This is a genomic window from Arthrobacter sp. HS15c (genome assembly GCF_040812005.1).
GTDB lineage: Bacteria > Actinomycetota > Actinomycetes > Actinomycetales > Micrococcaceae > Arthrobacter.
The window spans coordinates 77129-93385 of record NZ_JBFOHM010000013.1 but is presented as its reverse complement, the minus strand read 5'-3'; the positions used below and the strand labels follow the sequence as shown (position 1 = coordinate 93385).

At 66.2% G+C, this 16257-nt stretch carries 17 protein-coding genes; 16 read left to right on the top strand and 1 reads right to left on the bottom strand.

From position 1 onward, the window contains the following. Positions 1–125 precede the first annotated feature (125 nt). The 12 genes from ABV518_RS20340 (at position 126) to nusB (ending at position 11274) form a co-directional block, all read left to right on the top strand. Positions 126–500 carry a DUF948 domain-containing protein gene (locus tag ABV518_RS20340; RefSeq protein ID WP_066291665.1) on the top strand — a complete coding sequence of 125 codons (375 nt, stop codon included), beginning with the start codon at positions 126–128 and terminating at the stop codon, positions 498–500. Between the two features lie 17 nt (positions 501–517). Beyond that, complete coding sequence (locus ABV518_RS20335) at positions 518–748, top strand: hypothetical protein (RefSeq protein ID WP_207307738.1); 231 nt, start codon at positions 518–520, stop codon at positions 746–748. Between the two features lie 116 nt (positions 749–864). Next, a complete protein-coding gene (alaS, locus tag ABV518_RS20330; protein ID WP_367770816.1) occupies positions 865–3543 on the top strand; it encodes an alanine--tRNA ligase in 2679 nt (892 codons plus the stop codon). Between the two features lie 7 nt (positions 3544–3550). Continuing rightward, positions 3551–4150 carry a Holliday junction resolvase RuvX gene (gene ruvX / locus ABV518_RS20325; protein ID WP_367770813.1) on the top strand — a complete coding sequence of 200 codons (600 nt, stop codon included), beginning with the start codon at positions 3551–3553 and terminating at the stop codon, positions 4148–4150. Next, complete coding sequence (mltG, locus tag ABV518_RS20320) at positions 4147–5877, top strand: endolytic transglycosylase MltG (RefSeq protein ID WP_367770811.1); 1731 nt, start codon at positions 4147–4149, stop codon at positions 5875–5877. The genes ruvX and mltG overlap by 4 nt, the downstream gene beginning before the upstream one ends. Continuing rightward, a complete protein-coding gene (locus ABV518_RS20315; RefSeq protein WP_367770808.1) occupies positions 5874–6734 on the top strand; it encodes a shikimate dehydrogenase in 861 nt (286 codons plus the stop codon). The genes mltG and ABV518_RS20315 overlap by 4 nt, the downstream gene beginning before the upstream one ends. A 26-nt stretch (positions 6735–6760) precedes the next feature. Next, positions 6761–7960 carry a chorismate synthase gene (gene aroC / locus ABV518_RS20310; protein ID WP_310163708.1) on the top strand — a complete coding sequence of 400 codons (1200 nt, stop codon included), beginning with the start codon at positions 6761–6763 and terminating at the stop codon, positions 7958–7960. Continuing rightward, entirely contained in the window at positions 7960–8529 is a 570-nt protein-coding gene (locus ABV518_RS20305; protein WP_367770804.1) for a shikimate kinase, read from the top strand. The genes aroC and ABV518_RS20305 overlap by 1 nt, the downstream gene beginning before the upstream one ends. Beyond that, positions 8526–9617 (top strand): 3-dehydroquinate synthase, encoded by a 1092-nt coding sequence (aroB, locus tag ABV518_RS20300; protein ID WP_131133088.1) that lies wholly within the window; start codon positions 8526–8528, stop codon positions 9615–9617. Before ABV518_RS20305 ends, aroB begins: the two co-directional genes overlap by 4 nt. After that, complete coding sequence (locus tag ABV518_RS20295) at positions 9617–10135, top strand: tetratricopeptide repeat protein (RefSeq protein ID WP_367770800.1); 519 nt, start codon at positions 9617–9619, stop codon at positions 10133–10135. Before aroB ends, ABV518_RS20295 begins: the two co-directional genes overlap by 1 nt. Before the next feature lie 165 nt (positions 10136–10300). Further along, on the top strand, positions 10301–10864 hold the full coding sequence (gene efp, locus ABV518_RS20290) for an elongation factor P (protein ID WP_310163716.1): 564 nt from the start codon (positions 10301–10303) through the stop codon (positions 10862–10864). Next, positions 10864–11274, top strand: a complete 411-nt coding sequence (gene nusB / locus ABV518_RS20285) for a transcription antitermination factor NusB (protein ID WP_367770797.1) — start codon at positions 10864–10866, stop codon at positions 11272–11274. The genes efp and nusB overlap by 1 nt, the downstream gene beginning before the upstream one ends. A 69-nt stretch (positions 11275–11343) precedes the next feature. Here the strand turns inward: nusB and ABV518_RS20280 are convergent, their stop codons facing one another. After that, complete coding sequence (locus ABV518_RS20280; protein WP_367770794.1) at positions 11344–12615, bottom strand: PrsW family intramembrane metalloprotease; 1272 nt, start codon at positions 12613–12615, stop codon at positions 11344–11346. A gap of 179 nt (positions 12616–12794) precedes the next feature. Here ABV518_RS20280 and pyrR point away from each other — a divergent pair, with 179 nt between their 5' ends. Genes pyrR through ABV518_RS20260 form a run of 4 tightly spaced genes read left to right on the top strand, consistent with a single transcriptional unit; the run spans position 12795 to position 16238 of the window. Further along, entirely contained in the window at positions 12795–13382 is a 588-nt protein-coding gene (gene pyrR, locus ABV518_RS20275) for a bifunctional pyr operon transcriptional regulator/uracil phosphoribosyltransferase PyrR (RefSeq protein ID WP_367770791.1), read from the top strand. After that, the gene (locus ABV518_RS20270; RefSeq protein WP_367770788.1) at positions 13379–14377 is read left to right on the top strand and encodes an aspartate carbamoyltransferase catalytic subunit; all 999 of its coding nucleotides are present in this window, start codon (positions 13379–13381) and stop codon (positions 14375–14377) included. Before pyrR ends, ABV518_RS20270 begins: the two co-directional genes overlap by 4 nt. Then, positions 14377–15717 carry a dihydroorotase gene (locus tag ABV518_RS20265; protein ID WP_367770785.1) on the top strand — a complete coding sequence of 447 codons (1341 nt, stop codon included), beginning with the start codon at positions 14377–14379 and terminating at the stop codon, positions 15715–15717. The genes ABV518_RS20270 and ABV518_RS20265 overlap by 1 nt, the downstream gene beginning before the upstream one ends. Beyond that, positions 15717–16238: a hypothetical protein gene (locus ABV518_RS20260; RefSeq protein WP_367770781.1), complete on the top strand. Its 522-nt coding sequence runs from the start codon at positions 15717–15719 to the stop codon at positions 16236–16238. Before ABV518_RS20265 ends, ABV518_RS20260 begins: the two co-directional genes overlap by 1 nt. Positions 16239–16257 lie beyond the last annotated feature (19 nt).

The window sequence follows — 16257 nt, the reverse complement described above, 5'->3', positions numbered from 1 at the left end:
AGAAGCCCGTGGCAAGCGCCGCGGGCTTCTTTGTATGTAAGGTACTTGGGGGGCTTCTGCGTTTCGCACCGAAAATGCACACGCGGATGGAACAGATCCACACAGTTTCGAGGAGATGAACGTCTATGTCTGGTGGCGATATTGCCGGCCTGATCGCTGCCGGGGTGTTCGCGCTCCTGGTGCTGCTGCTCGCAGTGCCGATCCTGAAACTGGGACGGGTTTTTGACGAAGTGCGCACCTCCATCCGCGCCATCAGCGACGGCGCCACGCCCCTGATGGACGAAGTGACGGCCACGGTGTCCACCACCAACCAGCAGCTGAAGAAAGTTGACGGCATCGCCTCCAACGTTTCGGATGCCTCGGCCAACCTCTCCGCGCTGTCGTCCCTCATGGCAGCGACCGTCGGTTCACCGCTGATCAAGGTGGCAGCCTTCAGCTACGGCGTACGCTCCGCCTTCGCCAACCGCAAGAAGCCCGCCGCCGGCCGTCGCAGCCGCTAAGCCACGGAGAACTGAAAATGAAACGACTTGTCTGGATGGGGATCGGCGTGGCCATCGGAGTCATCGCATTCCGCAAAGTGACCGAAGCCCAGGCCAACCTCGGGCCGGTTGGCCTGAACCGTGCGGTGGGCCGGCTCGCCGACGGTGTCTACGACTTCGCGGACGCTGTACGGGCGGGAATGCGTGAGCGTGAAACCGACCTGCGCGCCGCGCTCGGCGTCGAGTCCCAGGAGCTTGTCCGGCGCTGACGCCCCGGAAGCCGCGCGAGAATTAAACCAGCAGTCCCGTATGCCGGGGCTGCCCACTGAATCAAAACTGTCACGTACAACAGACGCGTGAACCAAGAAGGGTAAGTAAACAGCTCATGAAGTCGCAGGAGATCACCAAGCGCTGGATCGACTTTTTCGTCAGCAAAGGCCACACAGCGGTGCCTTCCGCCTCACTGGTCTCCAGCGACCCCTCCCTGCTGTTCACCGTGGCCGGCATGGTCCCGTTCATCCCTTACCTGACGGCCCGCGAGGAAGCACCGTACTCCCGTGCCACCAGCGTGCAGAAGTGCATCCGCACCGGCGACATCGAGGAAGTGGGCAAGACTGCACGCCACGGCACTTTCTTCCAGATGTGCGGCAACTTCTCCTTCGGCGACTACTTCAAGGAAGACGCCATCAGGTTCGCCTGGGAGCTGCTCACCACCAGCGTGGCCGACGGCGGCTACGGCCTGCCGCCGGAACTGCTCTGGGTGACCGTCTATGAAGAGGACGACGAAGCCAAGGAGCTGTGGCTGAAGAACACCGGCGTCCCGGCCGAACGCATCCAGCGCATGGGCAAGGCCGACAACTACTGGCACACCGGCCAGCCGGGCCCCGCCGGCCCCTGCTCCGAGATCTACTACGACCGCGGCCCCGCCTACGGCGTGGACGGCGGACCGATCGCCGACGAGAACCGGTACGTCGAAATCTGGAACCTGGTGTTTATGCAGTACCAGATCGACAACGTCCGCTCCAAGGACGATTTCGACATCGTGGGCGAACTGCCCAAGAAGAACATCGACACCGGCCTGGGCATGGAGCGCCTTGCCATGATCCTTCAGGGTGTCGAGAACATGTACGAGACCGACCAGGTCCGCCCCGTCATCGACAAGGCAGCGCAGCTGTCCGGCAAGGAATACACCTCCGCCGAAACGCCGGATGACCCGCACCACACCGACGACGTCCGGATGCGCGTTGTGGGCGACCACATCCGGTCAGCCCTGATGCTGATCGCCGACGGCGTGACCCCGTCCAACGAAGGCCGCGGCTACGTGCTGCGCCGCCTCATCCGCCGTGCCGTCCGTTCCATGCGCCTGCTCGGCGTCGAAAAGGCCTGCCTGCCGGACCTGCTGCCCGAGTCCCGCGACGCCATGAAAGGCGTCTACCCGGTGGTGGAGACCGACTTCGCCCGGATCAGCCGGATCGCGTACGCCGAGGAAAAAGCATTCCTGCGCACCATCGCGTCCGGCACCGCCCGGCTTGAAGATGCCGTGACCGAATCAAAGTCCGCCGGCAAGCCGCTGTCCGGCGCCGATGCGTTCGCACTCCACGACACCTACGGATTCCCCATCGACCTCACGCTGGAGATGGCTGAAGAGGCCGGACTCCGGGTGGACGAGCCCGAATTCCGCAGGCTGATGCTCGAACAGCGCCAGCGTGCCCAGGCCGACGCCAAGGGCAAGAAGGGCGGCCACGCCGACCTCAGCGCCTTCCAGGAGCTCCTGGCCCAGGGCGAGACCGTCTTCACCGGCTACACCGACCTCGACGGCGAGTCCCGCGTCCGCGGCATCCTCAGCGGCGGCCGGGCAGTGGGCCAGGCTTCGACCGGGGACGAGATTGAGCTCATCCTGGCCGAGACGCCGTTCTACGCCGAGGCAGGCGGCCAGGCAGCTGACACCGGCCTGATCACCGGCGACGGCTTCGTCGTCGAGGTCCTCGATGTCCAGCGCCCGCTGAAGGGACTCAGCGTGCACAAGGCGATCGTCCGGGAAGGCGAGATCCCCGCCGACGCCCTGGTGCGCGCCGCCGTCGACCGGGAACGCCGCCACGCCGCGGAACAGGCCCACACCGGCACGCACATCGTCCACGCCGCCCTGCACCAGATCCTCGGCCCGGAAGCCACCCAGCGCGGCTCCTACAACAAGGCTGGCTACCTCCGCTTCGACTTCGCCTGGGGCGAGGGCCTCAGCACCGCCACCCGCTCGGAAATCGAGGAAGTGTCCAACCTCGCCATCCGCAACAACTTCCGGGTGGACACAAAGGTCATGGGTCTCGCCGAGGCCAAGGCGCTGGGCGCCATGGCGCTCTTCGGCGAAAACTACGGCAGTGAAGTCCGCGTTGTGGAGATCGACGGCGCATGGTCCCGTGAACTGTGCGGCGGCACCCATGTTTCCAACACGTCCCTCATTGGCAGCCTCTCGCTGCTGGGGGAGCAGTCGGTGGGTTCGGGAAACCGCCGCGTTGAAGCGTTCGTGGGCATGGACGCGTTCCGCCACCTGGCCGCAGAGCGTGCCCTGGTGACGGAACTGACCGAAATGCTGAAGGTTCCCTCCGGCCAGCTGGCTGACCGGATCGCGGTCACCCTCACGAAACTCAAGACTGCCGAAAAGGAACTGGAACGCCTCCGCAAGGAGCAGCTCGCTGCCGCTGCGGGCCAGATTGCCGGTACGGCGAAGGATGCCGCCGGAGTCAGCGTTATCGCGCACGACGCCGGACAGGTCAGCGGTGCCGACGACCTCCGTGGCCTCGCCCTGGACCTTCGGAACCGGCTGGGTTCCGCCGCGTCCACCGTGGCTGTTGCCGGTGTCAGCAACGACCGGCCCATGATCCTGGTGGCCACCAACGAGGCCGCCCGCGACGCAGGAGTCAAGGCCGGAGCCCTGGTTCGGCTCGCTGCCGGGATCCTCGGCGGCGGCGGTGGCGGCAAGGACGACGTGGCCCAGGGCGGCGGAACGGACGCCAGCAAGGTCGCACCGGCACTGGCAGCCGTTGTGGACGCCATTTCCCGGCGATAAGCACTCCATGACCAGTCCAGCAGCAGCCAGCGCCTACCCCCAGGGAATCAAACTGGGGGTGGACGTCGGCACCGTCCGGGTGGGCGTCGCCCTCTGTGACCGCGACGGGATCCTCGCCACGCCCTACAAGACCCTTGACCGCAACCCGAAGAAGAACTCGGATGTCCGCGTCATAGCAGGGCTGGTCCAGGAACTGGGGGCGGTCCAGGTCATTGTGGGGCTTCCCCGCACCATGAAGGGGGAGGAGCACGCTTCCGCACGGATGGCGACGGACTATGCGGAGCTGCTGGCCGGTGAGCTGGAAAGCCGGGGGCTGGACGTCCCCGTGTGCCTCGTCGACGAACGCCTCAGCAGCGTCACGGCCCACCGCAACCTGCACGAAGCTGGCATGAGCAGCCGGAACCACCGTAAAGTGGTGGATCAGGTTGCGGCGGCAGGAATCCTCCAGCACGCCATAGACATGCAAAAAGCCAGGGGAACGGATGTTGGTGGCCGCGTGAACGCGCCGGCCCGTCCGTGGCTTTCCGGGGACAGCGCAGCGGATACGCCTGCGCCTGCTGCCCCGGAGGACAAGACTCGATCTTCAGATAACGGAAGGCTACAGTGAGCCCGGCCAACATTGATGACACTTCCGGCACCCCCGGCGACGGCGGGGCCAGGCAGCTGACCCGCAAGGAAATCCGCGCGTTGGAGAAGTCACTGCACACGGAAAGCAACAACGTTGTTCCGGAGCAGGCCTACGAAACCGGGTTCGACTACCTGGATGAGGGCAATGGGCACAAGCCGGCCGCCACGGCACCACCCGAGCCCGATGCCCCTCCCGTGGTCCCGGCAGTTCCGGAGGCACGGCCGGCCTCCAACTCGGAACATTCAGTATCGCCCGCGACCGAGGCATCGCCTGTGATCCCCGCCGCGCCGGAGAGCGCACCCGCCGTGCCGGCGACCCCGGACACCCCGCCCAGCGTCCAGCAGGCGGAGTTCGCGCCGCCGGCGGTGGAGCACGGCGAGGTCCTGCCCGGGGACACACATCACGACGGGCATTACCCCTACGCTGATGACGCCCACCACACGGATGAACAGCACCATGACGAGGACGGCCATCCTGAGGCCGTGCACTATGACGCCGTGCACTCAGACGCCTTGCACTACGAGGACGCGCATTATGGGAACGCCCATCTCACCGAGGCGCACCATGATGCGGATTACCATCCGGATGACCACCACGACGCCGGCCTGCTCGGCGGCGCCTCGGCGGTCACCGTAGTGCCCGGGCCGTCGAAGAAGGTGCGCCGCCGGCGCCGCCTCCTCGCCCTTTTCCTGACCCTGGTTGTTTTCGTGACCGCAGTCGCGATCGGCGCACAGTTCCTTAAGCCGCTGCTCGGAAACGATAAACCGACCGATTTTCCCGGCCCCGGCACCGGCGAGGTCCAGGTTTCTGTTGAGCCCGGCGAGGGTACCCGGTCCATGGCCGCCAAGCTGGAAAGCGAAAAGGTCGTAGCCAACGCAGATACATTCCTCCAGGCATTCACTGCGTCGGGCGGAACACTGTCGCCGGGCGACTACACCTTCAAGATGGAGATGAAAAACTCCGACGCCGTCAACGTCCTCCTCGGCCAGGACAAGAGCAAGGTCATCTACTTTGCCTTGAGCGCCGGCCTGAGGATCGGGGAGTCGCTGCAGGCAATCTCCGAGGGATCCGGAATCCCGCTGAGTCAGCTGACAGAGCTCAGTAACACGCCCGGGCAGTTCGGCCTGCCGGCCAACGCCAAGAACCTCGAAGGCTTCCTGGCCCCGGGGGAGTACCGGTTCCCGCTGGGCACCCCTGTCAAGGACATCCTGCAGTCGCTGGTCAAGGTCACGGTGGACGAACTCGTGGCGCAGGGCATTACTGATCCCGCCAAGCAGTACGAAGCCGTGATCGTCGCCAGCATTGTCCAGGCGGAAGGCGGCCAGGCCGAGTACGGGGACGTCGCCGGCGCCATCTACAACCGCCTCAAGCCCAATGACCAGACCAACGGCTACCTGCAGGTGGACTCGGCGGTGACGTACGGACTGGGCACGAAGAGCTTCAACTTCACGGATGAACAGCGCCAGGACAAGTCAAACCCCTACAACACCTATGCCAACCCCGGCCTGCCTCCGGGCCCCATTGGTTCGCCCGGCAAGACGGCCATCGATGCCGCCGCCCGGCCCAAAACCAACGACTACCTCTACTGGGTGACCATCAACCTGGACACCAAGGAGACCAAGTTCTCCAAGACCCTGGCGGAGCACAACGTGTACGTGGACCAGTACAACACCTGGTGCGAAGCCCACGCGGGCCGTTGCGCATGAGCCTGCGGGCCGCCGTCCTGGGTCACCCGATCAGCCATTCGAAGTCGCCGGCCCTGCACTCAGCGGCGTACGCAAAGCTGGGCATCGGGATTGACTACACGGCCGTGGACCTCACGGAGCGGACGCTGCCCGGCTTTATGCAGGAGCTCAGCCGGCAGCAGGGGTGGCGGGGGCTCTCCGTGACCATGCCGTTGAAAACGGCGATGCTGCAGGAAGTGGACGAAGTCCGCGGTGTTGCGAAGGTCCTGGGCGTGGTCAACACGGTGGCTTTCGAAGACGCCGGTGACACAGTCCGGCGCGTCGCGTACAACACGGATGTCGCCGGCATCGTCAACGCTGTCCGGAACGCCGGTGTTGTGCCTGCTCCCACTGCCGTAATCCTTGGTGGCGGCGGCACCGCGGCATCGGCCGTGGCCGCCCTCGAACTGCTCGGCACGGAGTCGGTGCAGCTGTTTGTCCGCGACACGTCACGGGTGCAGGAGGCGCGTGCCGCCGCCGCCGGAGTGGGCGTGGACCTGGCCGTGCGGCACCTGTCCGAGGCGGCAGTGCCGACGGCGGCTGCCGACGTCGTGGTTTCAACGTTGCCGCCCCGCGCGGCCGACGGACTCGCAGGAGAACTGGCGGCCGGTGGCGCCCGGACCGCCGGCGTCCTGCTGGACGTGGCGTACGATCCCTGGCCCAGCATGCTGGCCTCCGCGTGGCAGGCCGGCGGCGGTGCAGTGGTCCCGGGGCTCGAGATGCTGCTCTACCAGGCAGTGGAACAGGTGCGGCTTTTCTCCCGTCTTGGTGAGGAAGTTAACGCAGCTGTCATAGATGTGATGTGTGACGCAGTCGGGCTTCCCCGACGGGCGTACTGACCGCCATACGTGGCAGGATGGAAATTATGTTGCGTTGGTTGACTGCCGGTGAATCCCATGGTCCGGCCCTGATGGGAATTATTGAAGGCGTCCCCGCCGGTGTGGAACTCACCAGCGGGCAGATCGCCGATTCGTTGGCCCGCCGCCGCCTTGGCTACGGCCGCGGCGCACGCATGAAGTTTGAACAGGACGTGGTGACCATCCTCGGCGGCGTCCGGCACGGACTGACCCAGGGCGGACCGGTGGCCATCCAGGTGGGCAACACCGAATGGCCCAAATGGGAACAGATCATGTCCGCGGACCCCGTTGACCCGGAAATCCTCGCCGACCAGGCACGCAACGCCCCGCTCACCCGCCCCCGCCCCGGACACGCGGACTTCACCGGCATGCAGAAGTACGGTTTCGACGAGGCCCGCCCTGTGCTCGAACGCGCCAGCGCCCGGGAAACCGCCACCCGTGTTGCCATGGGCACCGTGGCCGCCCAGTTCCTCAAGCACCTCGGCATCGAGCTTGTCAGCCACACCGTCTCCATTGCCAGCGTCACCGTGCCCGAAGGACGCCCCCTCCCCGTTCCGGCCAACGTCATTGCCCTGGACGCGGACCCGCTGCGCTGCTTCGACCGCGAGACGTCTGACGCCATGGTCGCCGAAGTGGATGCTGCCCACAAAGAAGGCGAAACCCTCGGCGGCGTGGTGGAAGTGCTCGCCTACGGCCTCCCGCCTGGACTGGGCAGCTACGTCCACTGGGACCGCAGGCTCGACTCCCGCCTGGCCGCCGCCCTCATGGGCATCCAGGCCATCAAGGGTGTGGAGGTCGGCGACGGGTTCCTCACCGCCGCGCGCCGGGGCTCCGCCGCGCACGACGAGATCGTCAAGGACGCAGACGGCAAAATCATCCGGACGTCCAACCGTGCAGGCGGCATCGAAGGCGGCATGAGCATCGGCGACGTGCTGCGCGTCCGTGCCGCGATGAAGCCGATCGCCACGGTGCCCCGTGCCCTGAAAACCATCGACGTCAGCACCGGCGAGGCCGCCAAGGCCCATCACCAGCGTTCGGACGTGTGTGCCGTGCCCGCCGCCGGCGTTGTGGCCGAAGCCATGGTGGCGCTGGTCCTTGCCGAGGCCGTCACCGAAAAGTTCGGCGGCGATTCCGTGGCCGAAACGAAGCGAAACATCAAGGGTTACCTGGACAACATCCCGGCGTCCCTGGACTCGATCGGCCAGTAGTGCCGCATCGCAGCAAAACAGGTGCGCCGGAAAACCGGCCCATTGTCCTGATTGGTCCCATGGCCGTGGGTAAGTCCGCCATCGGGTACCAGCTCTCGCAGCAGCTGGGCGCGCCGTTCATCGACACCGATGTGGTGATCGTCGGGAACCACGGTTCCATCGCCGACATCTTTGCCGGGCGGGGCGAACGCGCCTTCCGGGAGATCGAGGCCCGGACCGTGGCCAGCGTCGTGGAACAGGCCGCAGGCACGGCCACGGTGATATCGCTGGGCGGCGGTGCCGTCCTGGACTCCGGAACGCAGCAGCTCCTGGACAGCTGCACCGTGGTGTACCTCGAATGCGACGCCGACACGGTGGCCAGCCGCATTGCCCGCAATTCCGGCCGTCCGCTGCTGGCCGGCGATGCCATGGGACGGTGGGTCACGATGTTCGCCGCCAGGAAACCGGTCTACGAACGGCTGGCCGACGTGGTCCTGGACGTCCGTGAGGGCACCGTGTCAGAGATCGGACGCCGGCTCGAAGTTGCGCTGCGGGAATTCGCAGCTGCCAAACAGGAAGTTGAAAAGTGAGCGACGAATCAACAGTCATCAAGGTCACCGGAGAGTCGGCGGCCCAGAACTACGACGTCGTTGTCGGCCGGGGCCTGCTCGGCAGCCTTCCCGGACTCCTGGGTGAGCGGGTGCGGCGCGTGCTGGTCATCCACCCCCGGGCACTGCGGCTCACCGGCGACACTGTGCGGGACGAACTCGCCGCCGCGGGCTTCACCTCCCTGACGGCCGAGATCCCGGACGCCGAGGAAGGCAAGCACATCCAGGTGGCGGCGTTCTGCTGGCAGGTCCTGGGACAAAACGACTTCACCCGATCCGATGCCATCGTCGCCGTCGGCGGAGGCGCCGTCACCGACCTCGCCGGCTTTGTGGCCGCGACCTGGCTCAGGGGCGTCAAAGTCATCCACATGCCCACCAGCCTGCTGGGAATGGTGGACGCCTCCGTGGGCGGCAAAACCGGCATCAACACCGCCGAAGGCAAGAACCTGGTGGGTTCCTTCCACCCGCCCGCCGGTGTGCTGGTGGACCTGGACACCCTGAACACGCTGCCGCGCAACGAACTCATCTCCGGCATGGCCGAAGTGGTTAAGTGCGGCTTCATCGCTGATCCGGCCATCCTTGACCTCGTTGAAAAGGACCCCGAAGCCGTAGTGGATCCGCAGTCCGCCGTGCTGCGCGAGCTTATCGAACGCGCCATCGCCGTGAAGGCAAAAGTAGTCTCCGAAGACCTCAAGGAATCCGGACTCCGCGAAATCCTCAATTACGGCCACACCCTCGGCCACGCCATCGAACTCGTGGAACGCTACTCCTGGAGGCACGGTGCCGCAGTGTCGGTAGGCATGATGTTCGCCGCCGAACTGGCCCGCAGCGTGGGACGCCTCAGCGACACCGACGCCGACCGCCACCGCAGCATCCTGGAAACCCTCGGCCTGCCCGTCACCTACCGCCGGGACCGCTGGCAGGGACTCCTGGACGGCATGCGCCGGGACAAGAAGTCACGCGGGGACCTCCTGCGGTTCGTTGTCCTGGATGGTGTGGCCAAGCCCGGCATCCTCGATGTGCCGGACACGTCACTGCTTTTCGCCGCCTACCAGGAAATTGCGTCCTGATGCAGGGCGACCTGGAAGGGACCAGCGACTGGCCCGAGGCCGGCTTCCCCGGGATCCGCATCAACCCCGAATCCCTGCTCCCGCAGATCGTGAACGAGGATGCCTGCCGGGAAGCCCTGGCAGTGTCCACTGACCCGGCGGACCACATCTTTGTGCTCCTGGTCGAAGGACACGCCCCGGAAGCGGCCGAACTGCTGGCCGAGGCGCGCTTCAAAGACCCCGAATCGTTCCGGCTGAGGGCCTTCGAAGCCGAAGTGCTGCGCGTCTCCAACCGACTCGACCGCGCGGTGGAGCTGTTCAGGCAGCTCCTCGCCGAAGTCCAGGGAACCCCCCGCGAAGCACTGGTCCTGCAGTTCCTCGGCAAGACGCAGTACAGCGCCGGCCAGACCTCCGCAGCCGTTGAATCGTTTGCCCGCGCCCTGGACCTCCGCGTTGCCGAGTCCGCCGACGCCGCCCTCATCTATTCCTCCACGGTGGCCCTCCAGCGCGCCCGCGACGTCCTCGATCTGGCCTGCTGACACCAGCCCAGCAGTGGCCGGACACACACTGACGGAAGCCGCACCGGATTTACCGGTAGAATGGTTCTTGGATTTTTGACAAACACGCGCTGGCGGGCCGATCGGCATGCCTGCCCGGCATAGAAACGTCTGACCGCCCAGGCAGATAGAAACCAGAGGAAATCAGTGGCAACCACTAACGACATCAAGAACGGAACGGTCCTTAAGCTTGAGGGCCAGCTCTGGAACATCATCGAATTCCAGCACGTCAAGCCTGGCAAGGGCGGTGCGTTCGTACGGACCAAGATGCGCAACGTGATGTCCGGCAAGGTTGTGGACAAGACCTTCAACGCCGGCCTCAAGATCGAGACCGCCACGGTTGACCGTCGCGACTACCAGTACCTGTACCAGGACGGCGCTGACTTCGTCTTCATGGACACCACCGACTACGACCAGATCACCGTTTCGGGTGCCACCGTAGGCGACGCCACCAACTTCATGCTGGAAAACCAGATGGTCAACATCGCCATCCACGAGGGCACCCCGCTCTACATTGAACTTCCCGCCAGCGTTGTCCTGGAAATCACCTACACCGAGCCGGGCCTCCAGGGCGACCGCTCCTCAGCAGGCACCAAGCCGGCCACCCTCGAAACGGGCTACGAGATCCAGGTTCCGCTGTTCGTCGAGAACAACACCAAGGTCAAGGTCGACACCCGCGACGGCAGCTACCTTGGCCGGGTCAGCGAGTAGTGAGCGCACGCGGTAAGGCCCGTAACAGGGCACTGGACGTTCTCTTCGAAGCTGAGCAGCGATCGGTCTCCGCTTTTGACGTCCTGCGGGCGCGGCGGGAAAAGACTGACCAGATCGTCAATCCGTACACGCTGGAAATCGTCGAAGGCGTGGTCTCGCAGCAGACCGCCATTGACGAGTTCCTGGAAACCTATTCGCAGGGCTGGACCCTGGAGCGCATGCCCTCCGTGGACCGGATCATCCTGCGGATCGGCACCTGGGAACTGCTCTACAACGACGACGTACCCGACGGCGTGGCCGTCAGCGAGGCTGTGGCGCTGGCCAAGGTCCTCTCAACTGACGAGTCGCCGTCGTTCATTAACGGACTCCTCGGACGCCTGCAGCAGCTGAAGCCTTCGCTGCTCGCCTAGTCCGTAGCCTTATTCACAAAAGGGGCCGGCCTCCGCCATCTTGCGGAGGCCGGCCCCTTTGCTGTGCCGTCAGCTTGCGACGGCGGCCCGCAGCGCCAGGATCCGGTGCAGCTGTTCGCGTTCCTCAGCCTGGTGCAGCGCCACGTCCCTGCCGCTCAGGATGCGCTGCCGGGTGAAAGCCAGGTTCGTGGCCGCCTTCAGGAAAGCCTTCATCTGCGGCCGGCGGTTGTAGCCGGCAGCCCAGCGCAGGGCAGTGCGCCTGCCAGCGGGCGTGGCCAGCAGATCCACTTCGGCAGGCGTGAACCAGCCCGCCGCCGCATACTCCAGCAGCCGCTGGCGGGTGAGCCGGTTTTCCGCGACGCGCAACAGGATGACCACCCCAATGAACAGCACAAAAATGGGCACCTGGATGAGGATGTAGTCCGCCAGGAAGCCCTGGCCCATGCTGTTCCACCGGTTGTGCAGGAACATCGCGGGAAGCAGGCCCACCACGAACGCCCCGATGGAGGCGCCCGCGTGCCACCGCCGTGCCGCGAAGCCCATGATGAGCCCGGTCGTCCCGGTGAAAATGGCGTGGGCGAAGGGTGACATCACGCCGCGCAGGAGGAAGATCTGCGCGAGGTCGGTGGCGGGGCTCGCGGACTCCGCAATGGCCCGTCCGAAATAGAGGATGTTCTCCGTGAACGCGAAACCGCCGGCAATCGTGAAGGCGAACACCACCCCGTCCACGGGCCCGTCAAAGTGCCGGCGCGCCATCAGCAGAAGCAGCAGCAGGCCCAGCGACTTGGCGAATTCCTCCACGATCGGCGCCTGGACAGTTGCCATGTACGTCTGGAAATCGGCCTCGGCAGAAAACTGGAAGGTGAGCGCAAAAAACGGCTGGACCAGGAGCGTGACGGCGATAGATACCGCGGCACCCCAGGTAAAGGCGAAGAACAGCAGCCGCTTGGGTTCCGGCTCCCAGCGGTCGATCACGTGGACCGCCAGCAGCACCGCGGACAGCGGGACCAGCGAAGCGACGAAACCCACAGTGAAGCCGGCGGTACCCGTATTGGCCAGGAGGAACGGAACCACCAGAAACAGGCTGAGGAATGCCAGCGCGCCGCCGCCGATCATCAGGCCAAGCAGCCCTGCGCGGGTCCCGGGAGCGGCCGGGGCCTGGGCGCCGCCGGGGTGCGGCAGCACCACGGAATGCACCGGGCCGCCTGAATTGCCGGGCACAGGACGGTAGTACTGAGGCTGCACGTGACCCATCCAGCTGGGGTTCGCCTGGCCGGGAAGTGGTCCTTGCGGCCCGGATGGACCTGGCTGGTCGGGTGGGGGATGGGGATGCATCGACATAAAGGAAAGCCTATGGTGCCGCCATCCCGGCTCCAAGGCATGCGCACTGCGGCAGGTACCGGTGTGACCATAAACGCTCTGCTCCGGCAGGGGAGGGGGCCGGCCCGTGTGGTAATTTTGAAACGCAAATAATCCTTTTTTAATTCCGTCCTGTGAGGCGGGGAAAGGGGAGACGAGCGTTGACTTCTGTCACAAGCGCACCGGTTCCGGCCAGGGTTGTCCTCAACCAGGCGGACATTGACCGCGCCCTCACTCGTATCGCCCACGAGATCCTCGAAGCCAACAAAGGCTCCAAGGACCTGGTCCTGCTGGGCATTCCGCGCCGGGGGTACCCGCTGGCACTCCGGCTGGCCCGCAAGATCGCAGCCGCGGATCCCACCGTGGATGCCGCCGCGATCGTCGGACAGCTGGACGTGACCATGTTCCGCGACGACCTCTCCCACCAGCCCACCAGGCCGCCGTACCCCACCCAACTCCCGCGAACAGGGATCGACAACAAGGTCGTGGTCCTCATCGATGACGTGCTGTACTCCGGCCGCACCATCCGTGCCGCGCTGGACGCCATCATCGACCTCGGCCGCCCGCGGATCGTCCGGCTCGCCGTGCTGATCGACCGTGGCCACCGCGAACTCCCCATCAGGGCAGACCACGTCGGAAAGAACCTGCCAACCTCCTCGGCTGAGAAGGTCCGGGTCCGCCTCGAGGAAACCGACACCGCACCCGACGGATCGACAGTCAACGAAGTGGTTATCGAGGGCGGCGCGTGAAACACCTCCTCTCCACCGAAGACCTCAGCCTGGCCAACGCCATCCGCATCCTCGACACCGCCGAGGAAATGGCCGCCGTGGGGGACCGCGAGGTCAAGAAGCTCCCGGCCCTGCGCGGACGCACCGTGGTGAACCTCTTCTTCGAGGACTCCACCCGCACCCGGATCTCCTTCGAAGCAGCCGCCAAACGCCTGTCCGCCGACGTCATCAACTTCGCCGCGAAGGGCTCCTCCGTCTCCAAGGGCGAATCCCTCAAGGACACCGCCCAGACACTGGCCGCCATGGGAGCGGACGCCGTTGTGATCCGCCACTGGGCTTCCGGGGCGCCCCACCGGCTTGCTGCGACCGACTGGATCGACGCCGCAGTCATCAACGCCGGCGACGGTACCCACGAACACCCCACCCAGGCGCTGCTGGACGCGTTCACCATGCGCCGGCACTGGGCGAAGCTGGCCGGGACGGGATCGATCGGTGCGGACCTCAAAGGCATGCGGGTCGCCATCGCCGGAGACGTCCTGCACTCCCGGGTGGCCCGCTCCAACGTCTGGCTGCTCCGCACCCTCGGCGCGGAAGTCACCCTCGTCGCGCCGCCCACCCTGCTGCCCATCGGCGTCGAACAATGGCCGTGCAAGGTCAGCTACAACATGGACGAAACACTGGAAAAGGGAGTGGACGCAGTCATGATGCTGCGCGTGCAGGGTGAGCGGATGAACGCCTCGTTCTTCCCCTCCACCCGCGAATACTCCCGCCGCTGGGGCTTCGACGACAACCGGCTCCGTGCCCTGGACAGCCTGGGGCTGAAGGACACCATCATCATGCACCCCGGCCCCATGAACCGGGGCCTGGAAATTTCCGCAGCCGCCGCGGATTCGCCCCGCTCCACCGTGCTCTCGCAGGTGAAGAACGGCGTCTCCGTCCGTATGGCCGCGCTGTACCTGCTGCTCTCCGGAGATACCCGCGAACCAGCCGCCACCCCCACTAAGGAGAGCAACTGATGGCAGAGAACAACGGAACCTACCTGATCAGCGGCGCATCTGTCCTGGGCGCCGGCGCCGAGGACCTGCTCATCCGTGGCGGCGTCATCGCCGCCCGCGGAACCGGCGCAGCCACCCACGCTGACGCCGAAGGCGCCACAGTCATCGACGCGGCCGGCCTCGTGGCACTTCCCGGCATGGTGGACGTGCACACGCACCTGCGCGAACCCGGCCGGGAAGACGCCGAAACTGTTGAAACCGGCACCCGCGCCGCGGCCCTGGGCGGCTACACCGCCGTGCACGCCATGGCCAACAGCACCCCCGTCGCGGACACCGCCGGCGTGGTGGAACAGGTCTACAGCCTGGGCCGCGCCGCCGGGTGGGTGGATGTCCGCCCTGTCGGTGCAGTCACCGTCGGCCTGGCGGGGGAGCAGCTGGCCGAGCTTGGCGCCATGGCAGACTCCCGCGCCCGCGTCCGGATGTTCTCCGACGACGGCATCTGCGTCCACGACCCGGTGCTGATGCGCCGGGCCCTGGAATACGTCAAGGCGTTCGACGGCGTGGTGGCCCAGCACGCGCAGGAACCGCGCCTCACCGCCGGTGCGCAGATGAACGAGGGTGAAGTTTCCGCCGTCCTGGGGCTCACCGGCTGGCCCGCCGTCGCCGAGGAAAGCATCATTGCCCGGGACGTCCTGCTGGCCCAGCACGTGAACTCACGCCTGCACGTCTGCCACGTCTCCACCGCCGGCTCCGTGGAGATCATCCGCTGGGCCAAGGAACGCGGCATCAACGTCACCGCCGAGGTCACCCCGCACCACCTCCTGCTCACCGACAACCTGGTCCGCAGCTACAACCCCGTCTACAAGGTCAACCCGCCGCTGCGGACCGACGCCGACGTGCAGGCACTGCGCGCAGGCCTGGCCGACGGCACCATCGACGTGGTGGGCACCGACCACGCGCCGCACCCCAGCGAGCACAAGGAATGCGAGTGGGCGCAGGCCGCGATGGGCATGACCGGACTGGAAACGGCATTGTCGGTGGTCCAGCACACCATGATCGAAACCGGGCTCATGACCTGGGCCGACTTCGCCCGGGTCACCTCCACGGCCGCTGCACAGATTGGCCGGCTGTCCGACCAGGGCCGCCCCCTCGAAGCCGGCGAACCGGCCAACATCATCCTGGTGGACCCGGCTGCCCGCTGGACCGTTGACCCGGACAAGATGGCAACCATGGGCCGCAATTCGCCGTTTGCCGGCCTGGAGCTGCCGGGCAAGGTGGTGGCCACCTTCTACAAGGGCCACCCCACCGTGCTGGACGGCAAGCTCAACACGCCGTACCGCGAATCGGCGGGCGTCTCCTGATGGACACCAAGCTCCTCACCGGCCTGATCACCGTGGTGATCATCGCCGTCGTCCTCCTGATGATCCGGGCGGGCTGGCGGAACCGCCTCAAGCGGCAGGCCGACGTCGAACAGCTGCCCGAGGTGCCCGAGGCACCCGGGGCTGCCCTCAACACGGCCGAAGGCCAGTACGTCGCCTCAACCACCGCGGGGGACTGGCTGGACCGGATCGCCGTGCACGGGCTCGGCATCCGGACCAACGCGACCCTCGCCGTTTACCCCCACGGTGTCCTTTTTGACCGGTCCGGGGCTCCGGCGGTCTACATCCCGGCGGCGGACCTCACCGCCGTGAGGCAGGACAGCGGGATGGCCGGCAAGTTTGTCGAAAAGGACGGCCTGCTGGTGCTCCGCTGGAAGCTCGGCACCCACGAGCTGGACACCGGCTTCCGCACCCGCCGCGCGGCGGACAAAACCACCATCTTCGAATCCCTTCAGCAATTGATCTCCGCGGCCCCCCAGGCTGATCCCCAGAGTGGAAAGTAAAACAGTGACAGAAACAGAA

What these genes read in the sequence shown, in the direction of transcription:
- ABV518_RS20335 (WP_207307738.1), top strand. Translation starts at nt 518, where the DNA reads ATGAAACGACTTGTCTGGATGGGGATCGGCGTGGCCATCGGAGTCATC.
- ABV518_RS20280 (WP_367770794.1), bottom strand. Translation starts at nt 12,615, where the DNA reads ATGTCGATGCATCCCCATCCCCCACCCGACCAGCCAGGTCCATCCGGG.
- ABV518_RS20295 (WP_367770800.1), top strand. Translation starts at nt 9,617, where the DNA reads ATGCAGGGCGACCTGGAAGGGACCAGCGACTGGCCCGAGGCCGGCTTC.
- ABV518_RS20260 (WP_367770781.1), top strand. Translation starts at nt 15,717, where the DNA reads ATGGACACCAAGCTCCTCACCGGCCTGATCACCGTGGTGATCATCGCC.
- ruvX (WP_367770813.1), top strand. Translation starts at nt 3,551, where the DNA reads ATGACCAGTCCAGCAGCAGCCAGCGCCTACCCCCAGGGAATCAAACTG.
- alaS (WP_367770816.1), top strand. Translation starts at nt 865, where the DNA reads ATGAAGTCGCAGGAGATCACCAAGCGCTGGATCGACTTTTTCGTCAGC.
- ABV518_RS20315 (WP_367770808.1), top strand. Translation starts at nt 5,874, where the DNA reads ATGAGCCTGCGGGCCGCCGTCCTGGGTCACCCGATCAGCCATTCGAAG.
- aroC (WP_310163708.1), top strand. Translation starts at nt 6,761, where the DNA reads ATGTTGCGTTGGTTGACTGCCGGTGAATCCCATGGTCCGGCCCTGATG.
- ABV518_RS20265 (WP_367770785.1), top strand. Translation starts at nt 14,377, where the DNA reads ATGGCAGAGAACAACGGAACCTACCTGATCAGCGGCGCATCTGTCCTG.
- ABV518_RS20340 (WP_066291665.1), top strand. Translation starts at nt 126, where the DNA reads ATGTCTGGTGGCGATATTGCCGGCCTGATCGCTGCCGGGGTGTTCGCG.